The sequence below is a fragment of the Reyranella sp. genome (assembly GCF_004297405.1).
Classification (GTDB): Bacteria; Pseudomonadota; Alphaproteobacteria; order Reyranellales; family Reyranellaceae; genus Reyranella.
Map to the genome: position 1 here is coordinate 645,773 of NZ_SCVC01000006.1, position 16,793 is coordinate 662,565.

At 63.7% G+C, this 16,793-nt stretch carries 16 protein-coding genes and 2 tRNA genes; 13 read left to right on the forward strand and 5 right to left on the reverse strand.

Translation table 11 applies throughout. The annotated features are described in order from the left end of the window. Position 1: 1 nt before the first annotated feature. A complete protein-coding gene (locus EPO50_RS05430; RefSeq protein WP_296341746.1) occupies positions 2 to 418 on the reverse strand; it encodes a DUF350 domain-containing protein in 417 nt (138 codons plus the stop codon). 109 nt (positions 419 to 527) lie between these two features. Here EPO50_RS05430 and EPO50_RS05435 point away from each other — a divergent pair, with 109 nt between their 5' ends. The 5 genes from EPO50_RS05435 (at position 528) to EPO50_RS05455 (ending at position 5,988) form a co-directional block, all read left to right on the forward strand. Beyond that, entirely contained in the window at positions 528 to 1,433 is a 906-nt protein-coding gene (locus EPO50_RS05435; protein ID WP_296341748.1) for a DMT family transporter, read from the forward strand. 5 nt (positions 1,434 to 1,438) lie between these two features. Then, positions 1,439 to 2,599, forward strand: a complete 1,161-nt coding sequence (locus EPO50_RS05440) for a CaiB/BaiF CoA-transferase family protein (RefSeq protein ID WP_296341750.1) — start codon at positions 1,439 to 1,441, stop codon at positions 2,597 to 2,599. Next, the gene (locus EPO50_RS05445; RefSeq protein ID WP_296341753.1) at positions 2,596 to 4,143 is read left to right on the forward strand and encodes an acetyl-CoA acetyltransferase; all 1,548 of its coding nucleotides are present in this window, start codon (positions 2,596 to 2,598) and stop codon (positions 4,141 to 4,143) included. Before EPO50_RS05440 ends, EPO50_RS05445 begins: the two co-directional genes overlap by 4 nt. A 7-nt stretch (positions 4,144 to 4,150) precedes the next feature. After that, positions 4,151 to 4,984, forward strand: coding sequence for a phytanoyl-CoA dioxygenase family protein (locus tag EPO50_RS05450; RefSeq protein WP_296341754.1), 834 nt, complete (start codon positions 4,151 to 4,153; stop codon positions 4,982 to 4,984). Between the two features lie 245 nt (positions 4,985 to 5,229). After that, entirely contained in the window at positions 5,230 to 5,988 is a 759-nt protein-coding gene (locus EPO50_RS05455) for an FkbM family methyltransferase (protein ID WP_296341756.1), read from the forward strand. 32 nt (positions 5,989 to 6,020) lie between these two features. On the opposite strand, the gene EPO50_RS05460 is transcribed toward EPO50_RS05455, so the two are convergent. The 4 genes from EPO50_RS05460 to EPO50_RS05475 form a co-directional block, all read right to left on the reverse strand. Then, positions 6,021 to 8,699 (reverse strand): valine--tRNA ligase, encoded by a 2,679-nt coding sequence (locus tag EPO50_RS05460; protein WP_296341757.1) that lies wholly within the window; start codon positions 8,697 to 8,699, stop codon positions 6,021 to 6,023. Positions 8,700 to 8,770: 71 nt separating this feature from the next. Next, the gene (locus EPO50_RS05465) at positions 8,771 to 9,343 is read right to left on the reverse strand and encodes a DUF2497 domain-containing protein (protein WP_296341759.1); all 573 of its coding nucleotides are present in this window, start codon (positions 9,341 to 9,343) and stop codon (positions 8,771 to 8,773) included. Further along, positions 9,340 to 10,827 carry a TolC family outer membrane protein gene (locus EPO50_RS05470; protein WP_296341760.1) on the reverse strand — a complete coding sequence of 496 codons (1,488 nt, stop codon included), beginning with the start codon at positions 10,825 to 10,827 and terminating at the stop codon, positions 9,340 to 9,342. Before EPO50_RS05470 ends, EPO50_RS05465 begins: the two co-directional genes overlap by 4 nt. A gap of 89 nt (positions 10,828 to 10,916) precedes the next feature. After that, a complete protein-coding gene (locus EPO50_RS05475; RefSeq protein WP_296341762.1) occupies positions 10,917 to 11,576 on the reverse strand; it encodes a protein-L-isoaspartate O-methyltransferase in 660 nt (219 codons plus the stop codon). Between the two features lie 124 nt (positions 11,577 to 11,700). On the opposite strand from EPO50_RS05475, the gene EPO50_RS05480 reads away from it, so the two are divergent. The 8 genes from EPO50_RS05480 (at position 11,701) to EPO50_RS05515 (ending at position 16,773) form a co-directional block, all read left to right on the forward strand. Then, positions 11,701 to 11,774, forward strand: a tRNA-Cys gene (locus EPO50_RS05480). Between the two features lie 94 nt (positions 11,775 to 11,868). Then, positions 11,869 to 11,943, forward strand: a tRNA-Asn gene (locus EPO50_RS05485). Between the two features lie 53 nt (positions 11,944 to 11,996). Then, the gene (locus tag EPO50_RS05490) at positions 11,997 to 12,611 is read left to right on the forward strand and encodes an NUDIX domain-containing protein (RefSeq protein WP_296341764.1); all 615 of its coding nucleotides are present in this window, start codon (positions 11,997 to 11,999) and stop codon (positions 12,609 to 12,611) included. A gap of 86 nt (positions 12,612 to 12,697) precedes the next feature. Continuing rightward, positions 12,698 to 13,699: a cysteine synthase A gene (locus tag EPO50_RS05495; protein WP_296341766.1), complete on the forward strand. Its 1,002-nt coding sequence runs from the start codon at positions 12,698 to 12,700 to the stop codon at positions 13,697 to 13,699. Positions 13,700 to 13,709: 10 nt separating this feature from the next. Next, on the forward strand, positions 13,710 to 14,624 hold the full coding sequence (locus tag EPO50_RS05500; RefSeq protein WP_296341768.1) for a ribokinase: 915 nt from the start codon (positions 13,710 to 13,712) through the stop codon (positions 14,622 to 14,624). A gap of 9 nt (positions 14,625 to 14,633) precedes the next feature. Next, positions 14,634 to 15,335, forward strand: a complete 702-nt coding sequence (locus EPO50_RS05505) for an alanyl-tRNA editing protein (protein ID WP_296341770.1) — start codon at positions 14,634 to 14,636, stop codon at positions 15,333 to 15,335. Positions 15,336 to 15,347: 12 nt separating this feature from the next. After that, on the forward strand, positions 15,348 to 16,205 hold the full coding sequence (gene sseA / locus EPO50_RS05510; protein WP_296341772.1) for a 3-mercaptopyruvate sulfurtransferase: 858 nt from the start codon (positions 15,348 to 15,350) through the stop codon (positions 16,203 to 16,205). Next, a complete protein-coding gene (locus EPO50_RS05515) occupies positions 16,174 to 16,773 on the forward strand; it encodes a GNAT family N-acetyltransferase (protein WP_296341774.1) in 600 nt (199 codons plus the stop codon). Before sseA ends, EPO50_RS05515 begins: the two co-directional genes overlap by 32 nt. Positions 16,774 to 16,793 lie beyond the last annotated feature (20 nt).

Here is a 16,793-nt window from a genome sequence, read left to right on the forward strand (position 1 = left end):
GTCAGCCGGCGATGGCCGCGGCATTGATGATGGCCACCGAGAGATGCGTCGCGCCCAATGCTGCAGCCGAAGCCATTTCTCCCCGTTCGATACGCGCTACCAATTCGTGGAAAATCAGGCGCGCCACGAAGAAAGTTCCGAGCTGGACGATCAACGCGACGATCCCCCAGACGATGATGTCGGGAATGCTCACGCTGCGCGCCAGGCACATGCCGAGCGGCAAGGCGAGCGACAGGATGGCTGCGCCGAAAGCGACGCCGGCCGCGGCGTTGTTCTCGCGGATCAGGCGGCTTTCCTTCTGGGGTGTCAGGGCTTGGTAAATCAGCACGCCTGCAACCAGGATAAGCAGGGTCACGGCGAGGTGGGCCGCGAAAACTGGCAACGCTCTGATCGCGCTGGTCAGGATTGCGTCGAACATTCCCTCGTCTCTCCCAACTCCGGCGGCCACTGCTTGCCGCATCGCGGAAAACTATGCCGCAGACGCGGCGTGAACGACACCATACACTCGCCCGATAAGGGGGAACGCCGTGCCGCTCTGGATACCGATCACGATCGCTGCAGCTTTGTTTCAGAATATCCGGACGACGATGCAGCAGAAGATTCGTGGTGTGCTGAGCGTCGATGGTGCGAACTTCATTCGCTATCTCTACGGAGCCCCGCTTGCCCTCGGCATGCTCGCTTTTCTGGTCTGGGGCACGGGCCGGGAAATGCCGCCGCTGTCCTTCGCCTTCCTGGGCCTGGTCACGATCGCGGGCCTCGCCCAGATCATCGCGACCTCGCTGATGATCCACGCTTTCTCCTTGCGCAACTATGCGGTCGGGACGGTCTATTCGAAGACCGAGACCGTGTTCGTGGCGCTGTTCGCGACCTTCATCGCGTCCGAGCCGCTGCATTTCTGGTCGTGGATCGGCATCCTGATCTGCCTCGCTGGCGTGGCGATCCTGAGTGTGCGTGGCTCCTTCACGAACATCCGCAACGTGCTTGCTGACCTCACCCACAAGGGGGCGCTCTACGGCATCCTGTCCGGCCTGTTCTTTGCCATCGCTGCCGGCACCATCCGCGAAGCCTCGAAGTCCCTGCCCAGCGGCGACTTCATGACTCGCGGCATCACGGTGCTGGCCTGCATGAACACCATCCAGATCATCCTGATGGCCGTCTATCTCAGCCGCCGCGATCCCGGCCAGTTCCGCAAGATCGGCGTCAACTGGAAGTCCTCGATCTGGGTCGGCGTCTTCAGCGTGCTCGGCTCAGCCGGCTGGGCACTCGCCATGACTTTGGAGAACGCAGCTCTCGTGCGGGCCGTCGGCCAGATCGAGCTCGTCTTCACCTTCATCGCCTCGCATCTCGTCCTCAAGGAGCGTCCGTCCATCGGTGAATGGTTCGGCAGCATCCTCGTGGTGGGAGGCGTCGTTCTCATCCTTGTAGCCAGGTGACACAAATGAAAGAGAGTTCACGGCCGCTCGAAGGCCTGCGTATCCTCGACTTCTCGACGACGATTGCCGGTCCGCATTGCAGTCGGTTGCTGGCCGACATGGGCGCCGACGTCATCAAGGTCGAATCGCCGGAGGGCGATTTGATGCGCAGCCGCCCCGTTCAGCGCGACGGTGCCAGCACGATGTTCGGCCAGCTCAACGCCGGCAAGAAGTCGATCGTGCTCGATCTCAAGCGGCCAGAGTCCATTGCGGCAGTCAAGAAGCTGGTCGCCAAGGTCGACATCCTGGTGGAGAACTATCGGCCGGGCGTCATGAAGCGGCTGGGACTCGATTATCCCGTGCTCGCAGCCCTCAATCCCAAGCTCATCTATTGCGCGATCTCAGGCTATGGCCAGACCGGCCCCGGCGCCGGCCGGCCTGCCTATGCGCCGGTGATCCACGCCGCCACGGGTTACGACATGGCCCATCTCTTCTACCAGCAGGGTCGCGAGCGGCCGGACAATTGCGGCATCTTCGTTGCCGACTATGCCAGTGGCGCCTATGCGATGGGTGCCATCCTGGCGGCGCTGCATCAGCGCCACACGACCGGCAAGGGCCAGATGGTCGACGTTTCCATGTTCGAGACCCTGGTCGGCATGCTGTTGGGCGAGGTCAATCGTGCGCAGTTCGATTTCGAGATGCCGTCGCGGCCGATGTACGGCCCGATCGAAGCCGGCGATGGTTACGTCATGCTGGCGACGGCAAGCGAGCGCACCTTCCAAGACATGGCGACGGCTGCTGGACGGCGCGATTGGTTGACCGATCCGCGCTTCGAGAAGTATGCCGACCGGCGCATGAACTGGGGCCTGCTGATCGACGAGCTGGAGCAGTGGTCGAAGAAGATGACCGTCAAGGAGGTCGTGGCAGCGCTGGAGAAGCATGGCGTGCCCTGCTCGCCCTACCTCACGGTCACCGAGGCGCTTCAAGATCCGCAGGTCGAGCATCGCGGATCGCTCTGCACCATCGAGGACAGCGCCGGGTCCTATAAGTCCCCGGCCCCGCCGTTCCGCTTTTCCGGTTCTCCCCTGCAGAGCGGCCCCAAGGTCGCGAGCCTGGGCGCCGACACCAAGAGGGTCCTGGCGGAAGCCGGTCTTAGCTCATCCGAAATCGAGGTCCTGTTGAAATGATTGATCCGCGTACCCCCATCCTGGTCGGCGCCGGCCAGCTCACTGACACTGCCGGCAAGCCGTCGAGCGAGCGTTCCCGTGTCGCTTTCTCTGCCGAAGCGGCCAAGGCAGCTCTCACCGACACCGGCGCGTCGATCGGTGCCGACGCGCTCGGCCGCAAGGTCGATGCCCTGGCCGTAATGGAGTTCTTTTCTGACATCAGCCCGCGCTTCGCCTCGCCCTACGGCCGATCGAGCAATCCGCCGAAGAGCGTCGCCAACCGGCTGGGGGCCAACCCGCGACAGCTTCTCTACAGCCATTCCGGGGGCAATATGCCCCAGTACCTCGTCAACCGCTTTGCCGAGGAAGTCTCGCGCGGGGAAACAGAGCTGGCTCTGATCTGCGGCGCCGAGCTGCTGCGCAGCACCCAGAATGCCCGCCGTGCCGGCATGAAAATCGACTGGAACGAAGATCCAGGCGGTGGCGATCCTACCCGTGTCGGCGATTCACGCTTCGGTTTCAGCGAGGAAGAAGCGCGCCATGAGCTTCGGGCTGCCATCCACTTCTATCCGCTGCTGGAGAATGCCATCCGCGGCGGACTGAAGCGCGATGTCGACAGCCACATGAAAGCGATGGGCCGCCTGTTCGAGCGGCTCGCTGCCGTGGCCAAGGCCAATCCGCTGGCGACACGTCGCGAGGGCTATAGCGCCGAAGCCCTGTCGACGATCTCCGACGACAATCGCTGGATTTGCTTCCCCTATCCACGTCTGATGAATGCCAACGCCATCATCGATCAAGCAGCTGCCGTGCTGGTCACCTCGGTGGAAAAGGTGCGCGAATGGGGCATCCCGCAGGACCGCTGGGTGTTCCTGCATGGCTGCGCCGACGGCACCGATACCTGGGTGGTCTCGGAACGCGACAAGCTCGACGCCTCGCCCGCGATCCGCGGCTGTGCCCGCATCGCCCTCGATATGGCCGGCAAGAAGGTGGCCGATATCGACGCGTTCGACCTCTATAGCTGCTTCCCCTCAGCCGTCGAGGTGGCGATGAAGGAGATCGGCATTCCCGAGGACGACAAGCGGCCGATCAGCGTCACCGGCGGCCTCCCCTTCTTCGGCGGTCCCGGCAACAACTACGTCACGCACTCGATCGCCGAAATGATGAACGTCGTGCGCCGCAAACCCGGTTCCTTTGGCATGGTAACGGCCAACGGCAACTACCTGACCAAGCATTCGGCGGGCCTCTATTCGACCGAGCCGACGAAGGGTTCGTGGCAGCGCCAGGATCCGAAGAAGTTCCAGGCGGAGCTCGACGCCGGCCCGAAGCGGAGGGTCGACACCAAGCCGGCGGGCACCGGCACCATCGAGACCTACTGCGTCAGCTACGGCAAGGAAGCGCCGGAGCGCGGCTACATTCTGGGGCGCCTTGACGCTTCGGGAGACCGCTTCGTCGCCATGACGCCGGACGAGCCGGCCATCGTTGCCGACATGCTGACGAAGGAGCAGCTTGGGCGTAAAGTCACCCTCAGTGAATCAGGCGGTCGCAACGTCTTCCGCCCGTTGTGAGGAAACCATGCCGAACGTCCTGAACGCGGCGCAGCTCGCCGAGTATAATGAGAAAGGCTTCACCTATGCGCGCGGCCTGTTCGCGCCGGACGAGGTGAAGCTGCTGACGCGCGCGATGGAAGAAGATCCTGCCGTGCGCGACAGCATCCTCGACCGCCGCGACAGCGAGGGTCGTTCGACACGCATTGCGTTGTGGAACCGGGCCGGCGACAGCGTCTATGGCCTCGCCGCCCGCGTCCACCGCATGGTCGATACGTCGGCCGCCCTGTTGGGCGGCCCCGTTTATCACTTCCAGTCGAAGCTCACGGCCAAGGAGCCGGAAGTCGGCGGCGCCTGGGAATGGCACCAGGATTACGGCTACTGGTACTACAATGGCTGCCTCAGGCCCGACATGCTCTCGATCATGATCGGGCTCGATCGGACCAACCGTGAGAACGGCTGCCTGCAGATCGCCACCGGCTCACACAAGCTCGGCCGCATCGACCATACGCCCCTCTCGCCGACCCAGAACGAGGTCGATCCCAAGCGCATGCCGCATATCCTCGAAAAGTGTCCGATCGAGTATTGCGAGCTGGAAGCCGGCGACGCGCTGATTTTCCACTGCAACGCGATCCATCGTTCGGATGCCAACCGCTCTGCTAACCGGCGCTGGACCCTGCTCATCTGCTACAACAGGGTCGACAACGACACGATCACCCAGAGCGACGATCGCTACTTCGTACCGCTCGACGCGGTTGACGACGAAGCCATTCGCCGCGCTGGCCTGCGCTTTGCCCGTGGCGACGGCCAGGAGCACTTCACCAGCAAACCGTACGTGCCGGACCTCCGGAAAGCGTCATAACCTATCGAATGGCTGCATTGGACATCAGCAAGTTGTTGGTCCGACATTGCGGCCAAGTTGCTGACCGAACCGATCGTCTTCTTTCCTCGTCACTACTGAAGGCAATCGGCAGCTTGGTGTTGAGTCGCACCTTCGTCTGCTGGCCACCCATTGGTCACGCGGTGAAGGTTCACAGCGTCGACGGACTCGTGGTGTGTTGGCTGGATTAGCCCCCCTTCAATTCCAGCCACGAAGCGAGCAGCGAAATGACCGACGCGTCGAACCTCATGCGCGCGAAGAAGGCCGGCCTGATCTCACGGCTCAAGGACTTCCTGCGCCCCTACAACGTCTATCTTCCGGGGCGCGCCACGGTGCCGTCGTGGCAACAGTCCTTCCGCGTTCTCGCGCATTACGGGTTTCGTCCCAATACAGTGTTCGACATCGGCGTCGCCTACGGAACATACGATCTCTATCGCGCCTTTCCTGACGCCTACTATCACCTGATCGATCCGACGCGAGAGTCGCTCCACTATATGCGGCTGCTCGAACAGCAGCTCCGGTGCAAGGTTCATCACATGGCGCTGGGCCATCACGACGGCAACGTCGACATCGAGATCCGGCCGGACATCCAGGGAGCCACCCTGCTGGAGGATGTCAGCGAGCGCGAAGTCCTGCGCTACGACCGTGTGCCGATGCGGCGCTTCGATTCATTGATCGACGAGATCGACCGGCCATCGCTGTGCAAGATCGACGTCCAGGGGGCCGAGCTGATGGTGCTCGAGGGGATGACCGGGCGGCTCGACAGCATCGATGCTCTCATTGTCGAGACCAGCACCATCGCGAGCCTCAAGGGCGGACCGGAAGTCCACGACATCGTGCACTTCATGCACGGCCACGGCTTTGCAGTGGCCGATGTCGTCGGCATGGCGCGACGGCCACTCGACGGCGCAACCGCTCAGCTCGATCTGCTGTTTCTGCCAGAAGGCTCGCCATTGCGTCGCGACAGGCGGTGGGCGGCAGCCTGAGCCGCCCTCCCCTATGGCAACGCTGGCTTCCCTCAGCCGCCCAGCCGCTCAAGCGCGGTGCTGAGGCGCACCTTCGTCTGCTCGGCCTGACTGCGCCGCTCGCGCTGCTCCTCGACGACCTCCTCCGGCGCACGCGACACGAAGGCTGCGTTACCGAGTTTGGAGTCGATCTTGCCGATCTCGTCGGCCAGCTTCTTGATTTCCTTCTGAAGCCGGGCGCTTTCGGCCTTGAGGTCGATCACCTCCCCGACCGGCAAGGCATAAGTCGCCTCGCCGATGACGAGCTGCAGCGAGGCCTTGGGTGCCGACGTAGCGGCCTCGACGCCTTCGATCCGCGCCAGGCGCTCAATGGCGGCGCGATGCGTCTCCAGCCGTCCCTTGGTCGTGTCGTTGCCGCCGATCACCAGCAACTTGAGCTTGGCGCCGGCCGGCACATTGAGCTCGGCTCGCGCCGAACGGATGTCCTGGATCAGCTTCACCAGCCAACCCATCTCGGCATCGGCAGCCGCATCGACGGCTGTCGGCACGGGCCAGGGCTGGCCGATTAGTGCGCCGTGATGGGCACGATGGCCGAGCTTATCCCACAGCTCTTCCGTGATGAAGGGCATCACGGGATGCAGCAGCTTCACCGTTTCGCGCAGCACGAAGGCCGTGACCGCCCGGGTCTCGTCCTTCTCGGGCCCATCGGCGCCCTGCAGGATCGGCTTAGTCAGCTCGACGTACCAATCGCAGACAACGCCCCAGATGAACTCGTAGAGCGTATTGGCCGCTTCGTTCAGCCGGAACTCCGTCAGGGCCTTGTCGATCGCTAGATTGGCGCGCGCCAATTCGCCCAGCATCCACTTGTTGACGGTGAGCTTTGCCGACGCCGGATCGAAGCCCTCCGGCAATGCCGCGCCGTTCATTTCGGCAAAGCGCGTGGCGTTCCAGAGCTTGGTCGCGAAGTTGCGTGAGCCCTCGACCTTGGACGTAGCCAGCCGCAGGCGACCTGCCTGTGGAGCGGCGAGCGACGTCATGGTGAAGCGCAGCGCATCGGCGCCGTATTTGTCGATCAGCTCCAGGGGATCGATCACGTTCCCCTTGGACTTCGACATCTTCTGGCCCTTCTCGTCCGTCACCAGGCCATGCAGGTAGACGGTGCGGAACGGAACATCGCCCATGAACTGCATACCCATCATCATCATGCGGGCGACCCAGAAGAACAGGATGTCCGGGGCGGTCACCAGCACACTGGTCGGATAGTATTTGGCGAGTTCCGGCGTCTTGTCCGGCCAACCCAGGGTCGAGAACGGCCACAGCGCCGAACTGAACCAGGTGTCGAGCACGTCGGGATCGCGCTCCAGGGCGACGTCCTTGCCGTAGTGAGCACGAGCCTCGGCCTTGGCCTCCTCCTCCGACAGCGCCACGAACACTTTCTTGTCCGGGCCGTACCAGGCCGGGATCTGGTGTCCCCACCAAAGCTGGCGAGACACACACCACGGCTCGATACTCTCCATCCACCGAAAGAAGTCGTCACGCCCGCGCTCGGGGACGAACTTCACGCGGCCGTCGCGCGCCGCTGCGATCGGCGCTTCAGCGAGTTTCTTGGCATCGGCGTACCATTGCTCGGTGAGATAGGGTTCGACCGGCACGCCACCACGATCGCCATAAGGCACGGCGTGCGCGTGCGGCTCGATCTTCTCGACCAGCCCCAGTTCCTCCATCTCCGCCACGATCTTCTTGCGGGCGTCGAAGCGGTCGAGGCCGCGATATTTCTCCGGCGCGTTCTCGTTAACGCGCGCGAACTTATCGAAGATGTTGATGGCATCGAGCTGATGGCGGCGGCCGACCTCGAAATCGTTGAAGTCGTGCGCAGGCGTGATCTTCACCGCACCCGAGCCCTTCTCCGGGTCGGAATACTCATCGGCCACGATGGCGATACGCCGTCCGACCAGCGGCAGGATTGCGTGTTTGCCGATCAGGTGCTTCCACTTGGGATCGTCGGGATGCACGGCAATGCCGGTATCGCCCAGCATCGTCTCGGGCCGGGTCGTGGCCACGATGATGTGCTCGTCGCTGCCGTCGATCGGATACTTGAAGTACCAGAGGTGGCCTTTGACCTCGCGCGACTCGACCTCGAGGTCGGAGATCGCCGTCAGCATCTTGGGATCCCAATTGACCAGACGGTTGTCCTTGTAGATCAGGCCGGCCTTGTAGAGATCGACGAACACCTTGAGGACGGAGCGCGACAGGCCTTCGTCCATGGTGAAGCGTTCACGGCTCCAGTCGCATGACGCACCGAGCCGCCGGAGCTGGCTCGTGATCGTGCCGCCGGAATAAGCCTTCCACTCCCAGACCTTGGCCAGGAATTCCTCGCGATTGAGCAGCTTCTTGTTGGCATCGCCTTTCACCGCGCCTTCGACGGCAAGGCCGATACCCTCTTGCTCGAGATTGCGGACCACGACCATCTGGGTTGCGATGCCGGCATGGTCGGTGCCGGGCTGCCACAGCACGTCGTCGCCCTTCATGCGGCGCCAGCGGATCAGCACGTCCTGCAAGGTGTTATCGAGCGCATGCCCCATATGCAGGCTGCCCGTCACGTTCGGTGGCGGGATGACGATGCAATAGGGCTGCTTCGGTGACTCCGGATGGGCGCGGAAGGCCCCAGCCTTCTCCCATTCGGGGTAACGGCGGGCTTCGATCTCCTTGGGGTCGTAAGTCTTGTCGAGCATCTCTTTGCCTTATAACGAAAAACGCCACGGTTGCGGCGCCGTGGCGTTCAATGACGGAGGGCGCCTGGGGGTCAGCGGCGTGTCAGCCGGGAAATCTCGCGTTCAACATAGCGCTCGACCATCGGCGGCAGGTTCTTGTCGAGCCATTCCTTCAGCATCGGCCGCAGCATTTCCTTGACCAGATCCTCGATGGTCTTGCCGCCATTGCCGATCGCCGGGCCAGGGTCCGGTGCTGCGGGCGGCGGAACGCTATCCTGCACCGCCTGGTTCAGACGGGCAAAAGCGGTGCTCGCGACGCCGACAACGCTCGGTCCCACAAGAGAGCCGTCAGCAGGTCCATCAACAGACGGCTGCGGCATCTCGGCGGCCTTGATCGGGTCGATCCGCGGCTGGCCTGGCTGGGTATTGGATGACATTCCCGGCCCCTTGGTGGGTTCCTCGACGAGATCCGTCAGCAGCAACACGTCGTCGCTCGGCGGTGATTGGCGCGGTGACGGCGAAATCCCGGGCGGATGGCTCAATGGTGCTCCCGGCTTCTGGCCGGTGATCTGAGCGCGGGCTTCGTCGTCGGAAATGATCTTGCGAATGGACGCCAGGATATCGTCCATCGAGGGGTCGTTGTTGGGATCTTTGGCGGCGCTCATCGCGGCGTACTTGAGGCCGGCGTTGAGCCCGCCGGCGGCGCGCTCCCAGCCACGCCAGCCGGGTTGGCCGACGGCAGGATGTTGCCTGTGCCTGATTCGCCGCTGCTACCCCAGCCGATCCAGCGCGAGCCAACATCCTTGTAGTAGCGCTCCTCGTCGTAATACTCGACCGGCAGCGCCAGGGTACGGGCGGTCAGGCGGCCAATACCGGCGAGGACGCCGTAGTAGGACACTTGCGTGTCTCGGCGAGCCTGGATCAGGTTCACCTGAGCGTTCAGCAGTTCCTGTTCGGCGTTCAACACGTCAAGGGTCGTGCGTGAGCCGACCAGCGCTTCCTGTCGCACGCCGTTCAATGCCACTTCGTTGGCACGAACCTGCGATTCGTAGGACGTCACGCGGGAACGTGCGGAGTCGAGCTGACGCCAGGCGCGGATGACATTCTCCGCCACCGTGCGGCGGGCGCTGTCGAGTTCGTTGCGGCGCTGGGCGACAAGTTCCCGCGCCGAACGGATGCGCGACCATTCGCTGCCGTTCTGGAAGATCGGAATGGTCGCCTGCAGGCGCAGGGCGTAGGTGTAGTACCTGTCGTTCGGGACCTGCAGATCGAACTGCTGTTGTAGCGCGCCGACGAGATTGACCTGGGGCAGCAGGTCGCCGACCGCATTGTTCACGCCATAATTCGCGGACGTGATGCGGTGCGCTGCCGAAACGGCGCGCGGACCGGCGTCCATTGCGAGCCCGACGGCTTCTTCTTCCGATGAAGGCAGTCCACCGATCAGAGGGATTTCGCCGAGCTTGCCCGGCCGCTTGCCAACCGTGCGCTGGAAAGATGCCTCTGAAATGCGGACGTTGGTTTCCGCCGCGACGAGATCGGCTTTGGCCGCCTCGAGGCGTGCCTCGGACTGTGACACGTCGGTAATCGTGAGTTCGCCAACTCGGAAACGCTCGCGGGTCGCGTCGAGCTGCTGGACCAACACGCGGACGTTGTTGCGACGTGCATCGGCGATACCGATGTTCTGGACGAGATCGGCATAGGACGTCACGGCCGACAGGAGCGTCGTCTGCTCGGTATCGGCCAGGGCCGCCCGCTGCGCCTGGATGTTGGCCTGAGCCTGCTTGGTTTCCGCGACTGTCTTGCCACCGCGAAAGATCGGCTGAACGACCTGGAGGGTCGTGAACTTGCCGTTCAGTTCGTAGAACGTCGGGGCCACGCCCGGCCGGTTTGTGTAGGAATCTTGCTGGGTCCTGTTGAATTCGACGTTCAGCGTCACGCGTGGGCGCCAGTTGGCGACCGCCTGCGACAGCGTTTCGTCGGTCTGGCGCAGGATTGCCCGGCTGGCCAGCAGGTCTGGGTTGCTGTTGTACGTCGTCGACAGCGCCTCGATTAGGCTCTGCGACCATGCATTGGATGCACCACCGAGCCCAACGGCTAGGGCGCACGCAACCGCGCTGCGGACGTGCCTCAACCTGGGCCGGATACGCATCGTTCTACCCTCATATGTGGCTCGCACCCTAGCATCGGCCCGAAGAGTTTTGATAGCCCCGTTCGACACGGGAAAACCGCCGGGATTGCCTAGAAGGTGAACTTGGGAGGCGGCGTGAATCCCGGCAGTGACGGCGTGCCGGCATCGAAGAGTGGACGCCCCGAGGTGACCCCACCCTGCTTCACAAAGAGATGGGCCACGCCCAGTGCCCCACTCGGATCGGCCACGACGGTCGCCAGTCGGCCGCCTTCAGCCAATTGATCGATAATGGCGCGTGAAACTTCTTGCACGGCGCCCTCGATCAGAATGACGTCATACGGACCCGAAGCGGCTGCGCCCTGATCAGGCTGGCCCGCCGTTAGCTGAACGTTAGTTACCCCCAGCTCACGCAAAGTCTGCTGGCCAGTGGCGGCCAGACTGCCGTCGTTCTCGACAGCGACCACTGATTTTACCAGACGTGCCAGGATCGCCGCGCCGTAACCCCGCCCCGAGGCCGCAACCAGGGCCTTGTCGTCGGGCTGTGGCTGCAGGTTCTGGATCAGCCGGGCGAGCACCATCGGCTCCATCATGAAGCGACCATTGCCCAGCGGCACATCGTCATCGGCGTAAGCGACCGACTTTAGACCCTCGGGCAGAAAGCGCTCTCGCGGCAGCTCCCCGATTGCCGCCAGGAGGGCAGCGTTGGTGACCCGATTGGGCCGGAGCTGGCCATCGACCATATTGCGTCGCGCGAGCGCGAAATCCGTCATGGGCTGCCTCTATATGTAGCGGTCCTATATAGGCAAGGGCCGGTGGCAGCGCAAAGGGCGGCGAGTCGCGGCTGGCTTGACCGCTCTGTCACCGCACGCGTATAGCACCGGCCGCAACTCGTGCGGCCTGGTGGCAGAGTGGCTATGTAGCGGACTGCAAATCCGTCAATGCCGGTTCGATTCCGGCCCAGGCCTCCACAATTCTGCGGTCGAAGGGCCTTGCGTGGTTAAACATGCTCTGCCAAAACACCGCGCCTTCGCGGGACCTTGCCGCCACCGCGACGAAGTTTATTCCGGAGTAGCTCAGCGGCAGAGCAGGCGACTGTTAATCGCCGGGTCGCAGGTTCGATCCCTGCCTCCGGAGCCAATTTAGGGCCGCTCTCTCTAAGGGAGCGGCCCTTTTCGCTTGCAGGGTGCATCATGGCTGCTGTCCCCCCGCCCACCGAAAAGGTCGAGCTCATCGAGCGCACTGTCGCGTTCCAGGGCTATTTTCGTGTCGCCCGCTACCTCTTTCGCCACACGCTGTACCAGGGTGGCCTGAGCGGCGAGGTGAAGCGCGAGGTCTTCGAGCGCGGCCAGGCAGCGGCGGTGCTGCCTTACGATCCGGTCCGCGACGAGGTGGTGCTCATCCGCCAATTCCGCGCCGGCTCCTATGCCGCCGGTCGTCATCCCTGGGGCTGGGAGACCGTGGCGGGCATCATCGAAGACGGCGAGACACCCGAAGATGTGGCGCGCCGGGAGGCGGTCGAAGAAGCGGCGGTGACGATCACTGATCTGCTTCCCATGAGCAGCGTCGTGCTGAGCCCCGGCGCCTGCTCCGAAACCTGCACAAGCTTTCTCGGCCGGACCGACACCACGGGCGTCGGTGGGATTTTCGGCCTCGAAGCGGAGAACGAGAACATTCTCGTGAAAGTCGTGCCCTTTGCCGAGGCACGCGCCATGCTCGACCGCAACGAATGCGACAATGCCGTTGCGGTCATGGCGCTGCAGTGGCTCGCCCTTCATCGCGACGACGTGCGGAACTGCTGGTGTTGATCCGACGCAAGCTGGTTGCGTGTCCCCCCGCTCCCTGTCTACCGTCCGCCCGGGAGCGAGCGCAGGGTTATGAGAGCGAGCAGGTCATGAACGTCCGTACGGGTTTTATCGATAGCATCGGCAACACGCCGTTGATCAAACTGCGCGCGGCCTCCGCGGCGACAGGCTGCGACATCTACGGCAAGGCCGAATTCCTCAATCCCGGTGGCTCGATCAAGGATCGCGCAGCCTTGGCGATCATCGAGGATGCCGAGAAGAGCGGTAAGCTCAGGCCGGGCGGCGTGATCGTTGAGGGCACCGCCGGCAATACCGGCATCGGCATCGCGCTGGTGGCAAACGCTTGCGGCTATCGCTCGGTCATCGTGATGCCCGAGACGCAGAGCCAGGAGAAGAAAGACATGCTGCGCCTCTGTGGCGCCGATCTTCGCTTGGTTCCCGCCGTGCCCTACGCCAACCCAAACAATTACGTCCGCTACTCCGGTACGCTCGCCGAGGAGATCGCCGCCAAAGAACCAGCCGGCGCGATCTGGGCCAATCAGTTCGACAACACGGCCAACCGCGACGGCCACTACCGCACGACGGGTCCTGAGATCTGGGATCAGACCGATGGCAAAGTCGACGGCTTCACCTGTTCCGTCGGCAGCGGCGGCACCCTGGGCGGCGTGGCGCGGGCGCTGAAGGAGCGCAATCCCAACATCAAGATCGCGCTCAGCGATCCCATGGGGTCGGCGCTCTACAACTGGCATGCCAAAGGCGAACTGAAAGCCGAGGGCAATTCAGTCACCGAGGGCATCGGCCAGGGCCGCGTCACGGCGAACATCGAAGGCACGCCGATCGACCTCGCCTACCAGATCACCGACGAGGAAGCGCTGCCCATCCTGTTCGACTTGATCGAGCACGAAGGCCTCGTTCTGGGCGGCTCGACAGCTATCAACATCGTGGGCGCCATGCGGCTCGCGCGCGACCTCGGTCCGGGCAAGACGATCGTGACCATCCTGGCCGACGGCGGTCAGCGCTATCAGTCTAAGCTCTTCAATCCGGTTTTCCTGCGCGAGAAGAACCTGCCATTGCCACCCTGGATGAAGTGAGCGCACCCGCATGAGCCGGGTGGTCGTCTGCGGAAGCCTCAACATGGACGTCGTCGTGCAGAGCACGCGCCTGCCGGCGGCTGGCGAGACACTGCTCGGTGCCGAAGTCTCGTTCCTGCCCGGTGGCAAGGGATTGAACCAGGCCATTGCCTCGGCCCGACTCGGCGTGCCCACCGCCATGGTGGGGGCCGTCGGCAACGACTCCTTCGCCAACAGCCTTCGCGGATTCCTGGCGGACAACGATGTCGACAGTTCCGGAGTCAAAGAAGTCGACGGGCCGGCAACCGGTGTAGCGCTCATCCAGGTCGCCGATGGAGACAATTCGATCACCGTCGCGTCCGGCGCCAACATGCACTTCAAGGCGGCAATGCTGCGTCACGCGCCGCGCCGCGACGAAGTCTGGGTAGCTCAGTTCGAGACCCCCCTTGCGGCCACGGGCGAAATTCTCGCTCGAGCGCATAAGGCAGGCGCACGCACGGTGCTGAACCTTGCGCCCTTCACGCGCCACCCTGCCCGGCTGCTGAAGTCGGTCGATGTCGCAGTGCTGAACGAGATCGAACTCGGCCAGGCTGCGGGAGTGAAGCTCACGTCGAACAGTTCACAACGCAGCCTCGCCGCGGCCTGCGAAGCCTTGCGCAAACGTGGAGCTCGCGCCGTGATTGCCACCCTGGGCCCGCGTGGTGCACTCGTGGTGAGCGCCAACGGCGTCGAGGCAGTTCCCGCCATAAAGTCCAAGGTCGTCGATACGACCGGCGCCGGCGACTGTTTCGTCGGCGCATTGGCAGCTCGCATGGCGGCTGGCGCGTCACCGACCGAGGCCGCTCGTTACGCCAGCGCTGCGGCATCCTGTGCTGTCGAGTGGCTTGGTGCCGCACCGTCGATGCCGACCGCCCGCCAAGTTGCGGCACGGCTGGCGAAAGCCTAAATCCGGTCCATGGTCGAAGAACTCTTCAGGCAGAACGCCTATCTCAAGGAAGCAGACGCCACCGTGACCGCCGTCGAGGAGCGCGGCGTGCGGCTGGACCGTTCGATCTTCTATCCTACCGGTGGCGGACAGCCCGGCGATACCGGCGTGCTGCGCTGGGATGGTGGCGAGGCCAAGGTCGTGGACGCCCTCAAGGCCGAAGGTGGTGACGTGCTCCTTGTGTTGGCGCCCGATGCAACGCGGCCGGACGTCGGTACCTCGGTGCAATCCGCACTCGATTGGGAACGCCGCCATTTGCACATGCGCATGCACACGGCGCTGCATGTCATGTCGGCCGTTATCAAGGGCAATGTCACCGGTGGTCAGGTCGGCATCGACAAGAGCCGGCTCGATTTCAATCTCGATGGTGATGTCCCCGCCAAGGAATGGGTGACCGACGAGATCAACAAGCTGATCGCCCTGGATCGCCCTGTCACACCGCAGTGGGTTACTGACGAGGAACTGACAGCACGGCCCGAGCTAGTGAAGACGATGAGCGTGCGCCCACCGATGGGCGCGGGCCGCGTTCGACTGCTGTCGATCGAAGGGATCGACCTGCAAGCCTGCGGTGGCACGCACGTCGCGCGGACTGGCGAGATCGGCCGCATCGAATGCATCAAGATCGAGAACAAGGGAAAGATGAACCGGCGCTTCATCATCGCGCTGGCCTAGAGGAAACGGACTATGGATTACGCAAGACCCGATGCCCTTGTCAGCACCGAATGGCTGGCTGCCCGCCTCACTGCGCCTGACGTGCGCATCGTTGATGGCTCGTTTTACCTGCCGGCGCAGAAGCGCAATCCTAAGGCCGAGTTCGCCGAGCAGCACATTCCCGGCGCCGTGTTCTTTGACATCGACGAGATTGCCGATACCGAGAATCCCCTTCCTCATATGCTGCCCTCGCCGGAGAAATTCTCTTCGCGCGTCCGCAAGCTTGGCCTCGGCGACGGTTCCAAGATCGTCATCTACGATACGACGCCGATGACCGGTGCCTGCCGCGTCTGGTGGATGTTTCGCGCCATGGGATACAAGGATGTGTCGATCCTGAATGGCGGTTTGCCGAAGTGGCTGGCCGAAGGCCGCCCGGTGACAGACGATCCGACGCCGCCGCGTGATCGGCACTTCACGGCGCGCCTCGACAATACGCTGGTGCGCTCGATCGACGATGTACGCGGCCTGATCGAGAGCAAGCGTGAGCAGATCGTAGACGCCCGCGCCGCCGGCCGCTTCCGCGGCGAGACGCCGGAGCCGCGTGCAGGCTTGCGTGGTGGTCATATGCCGGGTGCCTTCAACCTGCCCTACAACGAGCTGCTCGATCCCAACACCGGCACCGTGCTGCCCGCAGACAAGCTGGTCGCTCGTATCGCGGCCTCGGGGATCGATCCGGCGAAGAAGGTCACGGCGAGCTGCGGTTCGGGCGTAACCGCCTGCGTGATCGGTCTTGCCCTTTACCTTACAGGCTCGCCGGAAGCGGCGATCTACGACGGCTCGTGGACCGAATGGGGTGGCCGTGCCGACACACCGATCGTCACCGGCGCCTGACCTGTTCGCCCATCAGCCGCCGCCGCGTGCGGACGGTCGCCTGCCGGTCACGATCACTCATCTCGAGATGGCGCCGTCCGACTGGACGCGACGGGGCCTGCCGTCGGGGATTGCCGTTACGATCGAACATGTGACGGATCCCACAGCCGCACTCTATCGCGAACTCTATGATCGAGTGGGCCGACCATGGCTCTGGTACGAGCGCCGGCTGCTGTCCGACGAGGCGCTGCAGACGCTGCTGAACCGGCCGGGGCATGAACTTCACATCGCACGCGATGACGGTGAGCTTGTCGGCTTCTTCGAGCTGGGTGACGAAGAACTCGTCTTTTTCGGCCTGACGCTCGACTACATCGGCCAGCGCATCGGCCCCTGGCTGCTCGATCGTGCCATCGAGCGCGCGTTCGCTCTCGGATGGTCGCGGCTGCTGCTCAACACCAACACGCTCGACCATCCGCGTGCGCTCGCCACATATCGCAAGGCGGGCTTTCGTCCGGTGCGAACCGAGGCGAAAGAGCTGCAAGACCCGCGCGTGCTGTGGCCCCAAGTCTATCGCTGGCCGCCGGCTTGAGGCCTGTGCCATAGTCGGAT

Bases quoted from the DNA above. Each gene is read 5' to 3' on its own strand.
- EPO50_RS05430 (WP_296341746.1), bottom strand. From the start codon at position 418: ATGTTCGACGCAATCCTGACCAGCGCGATCAGAGCGTTGCCAGTTTTC.
- EPO50_RS05440 (WP_296341750.1), top strand. From the start codon at position 1,439: ATGAAAGAGAGTTCACGGCCGCTCGAAGGCCTGCGTATCCTCGACTTC.
- EPO50_RS05445 (WP_296341753.1), top strand. From the start codon at position 2,596: ATGATTGATCCGCGTACCCCCATCCTGGTCGGCGCCGGCCAGCTCACT.
- EPO50_RS05450 (WP_296341754.1), top strand. From the start codon at position 4,151: ATGCCGAACGTCCTGAACGCGGCGCAGCTCGCCGAGTATAATGAGAAA.
- EPO50_RS05455 (WP_296341756.1), top strand. From the start codon at position 5,230: ATGACCGACGCGTCGAACCTCATGCGCGCGAAGAAGGCCGGCCTGATC.
- EPO50_RS05460 (WP_296341757.1), bottom strand. From the start codon at position 8,699: ATGCTCGACAAGACTTACGACCCCAAGGAGATCGAAGCCCGCCGTTAC.
- EPO50_RS05465 (WP_296341759.1), bottom strand. From the start codon at position 9,343: ATGAGCGCCGCCAAAGATCCCAACAACGACCCCTCGATGGACGATATC.
- EPO50_RS05470 (WP_296341760.1), bottom strand. From the start codon at position 10,827: ATGCGTATCCGGCCCAGGTTGAGGCACGTCCGCAGCGCGGTTGCGTGC.
- EPO50_RS05475 (WP_296341762.1), bottom strand. From the start codon at position 11,576: ATGACGGATTTCGCGCTCGCGCGACGCAATATGGTCGATGGCCAGCTC.
- EPO50_RS05490 (WP_296341764.1), top strand. From the start codon at position 11,997: ATGGCTGCTGTCCCCCCGCCCACCGAAAAGGTCGAGCTCATCGAGCGC.
- EPO50_RS05495 (WP_296341766.1), top strand. From the start codon at position 12,698: ATGAACGTCCGTACGGGTTTTATCGATAGCATCGGCAACACGCCGTTG.
- EPO50_RS05500 (WP_296341768.1), top strand. From the start codon at position 13,710: ATGAGCCGGGTGGTCGTCTGCGGAAGCCTCAACATGGACGTCGTCGTG.
- EPO50_RS05505 (WP_296341770.1), top strand. From the start codon at position 14,634: ATGGTCGAAGAACTCTTCAGGCAGAACGCCTATCTCAAGGAAGCAGAC.
- sseA (WP_296341772.1), top strand. From the start codon at position 15,348: ATGGATTACGCAAGACCCGATGCCCTTGTCAGCACCGAATGGCTGGCT.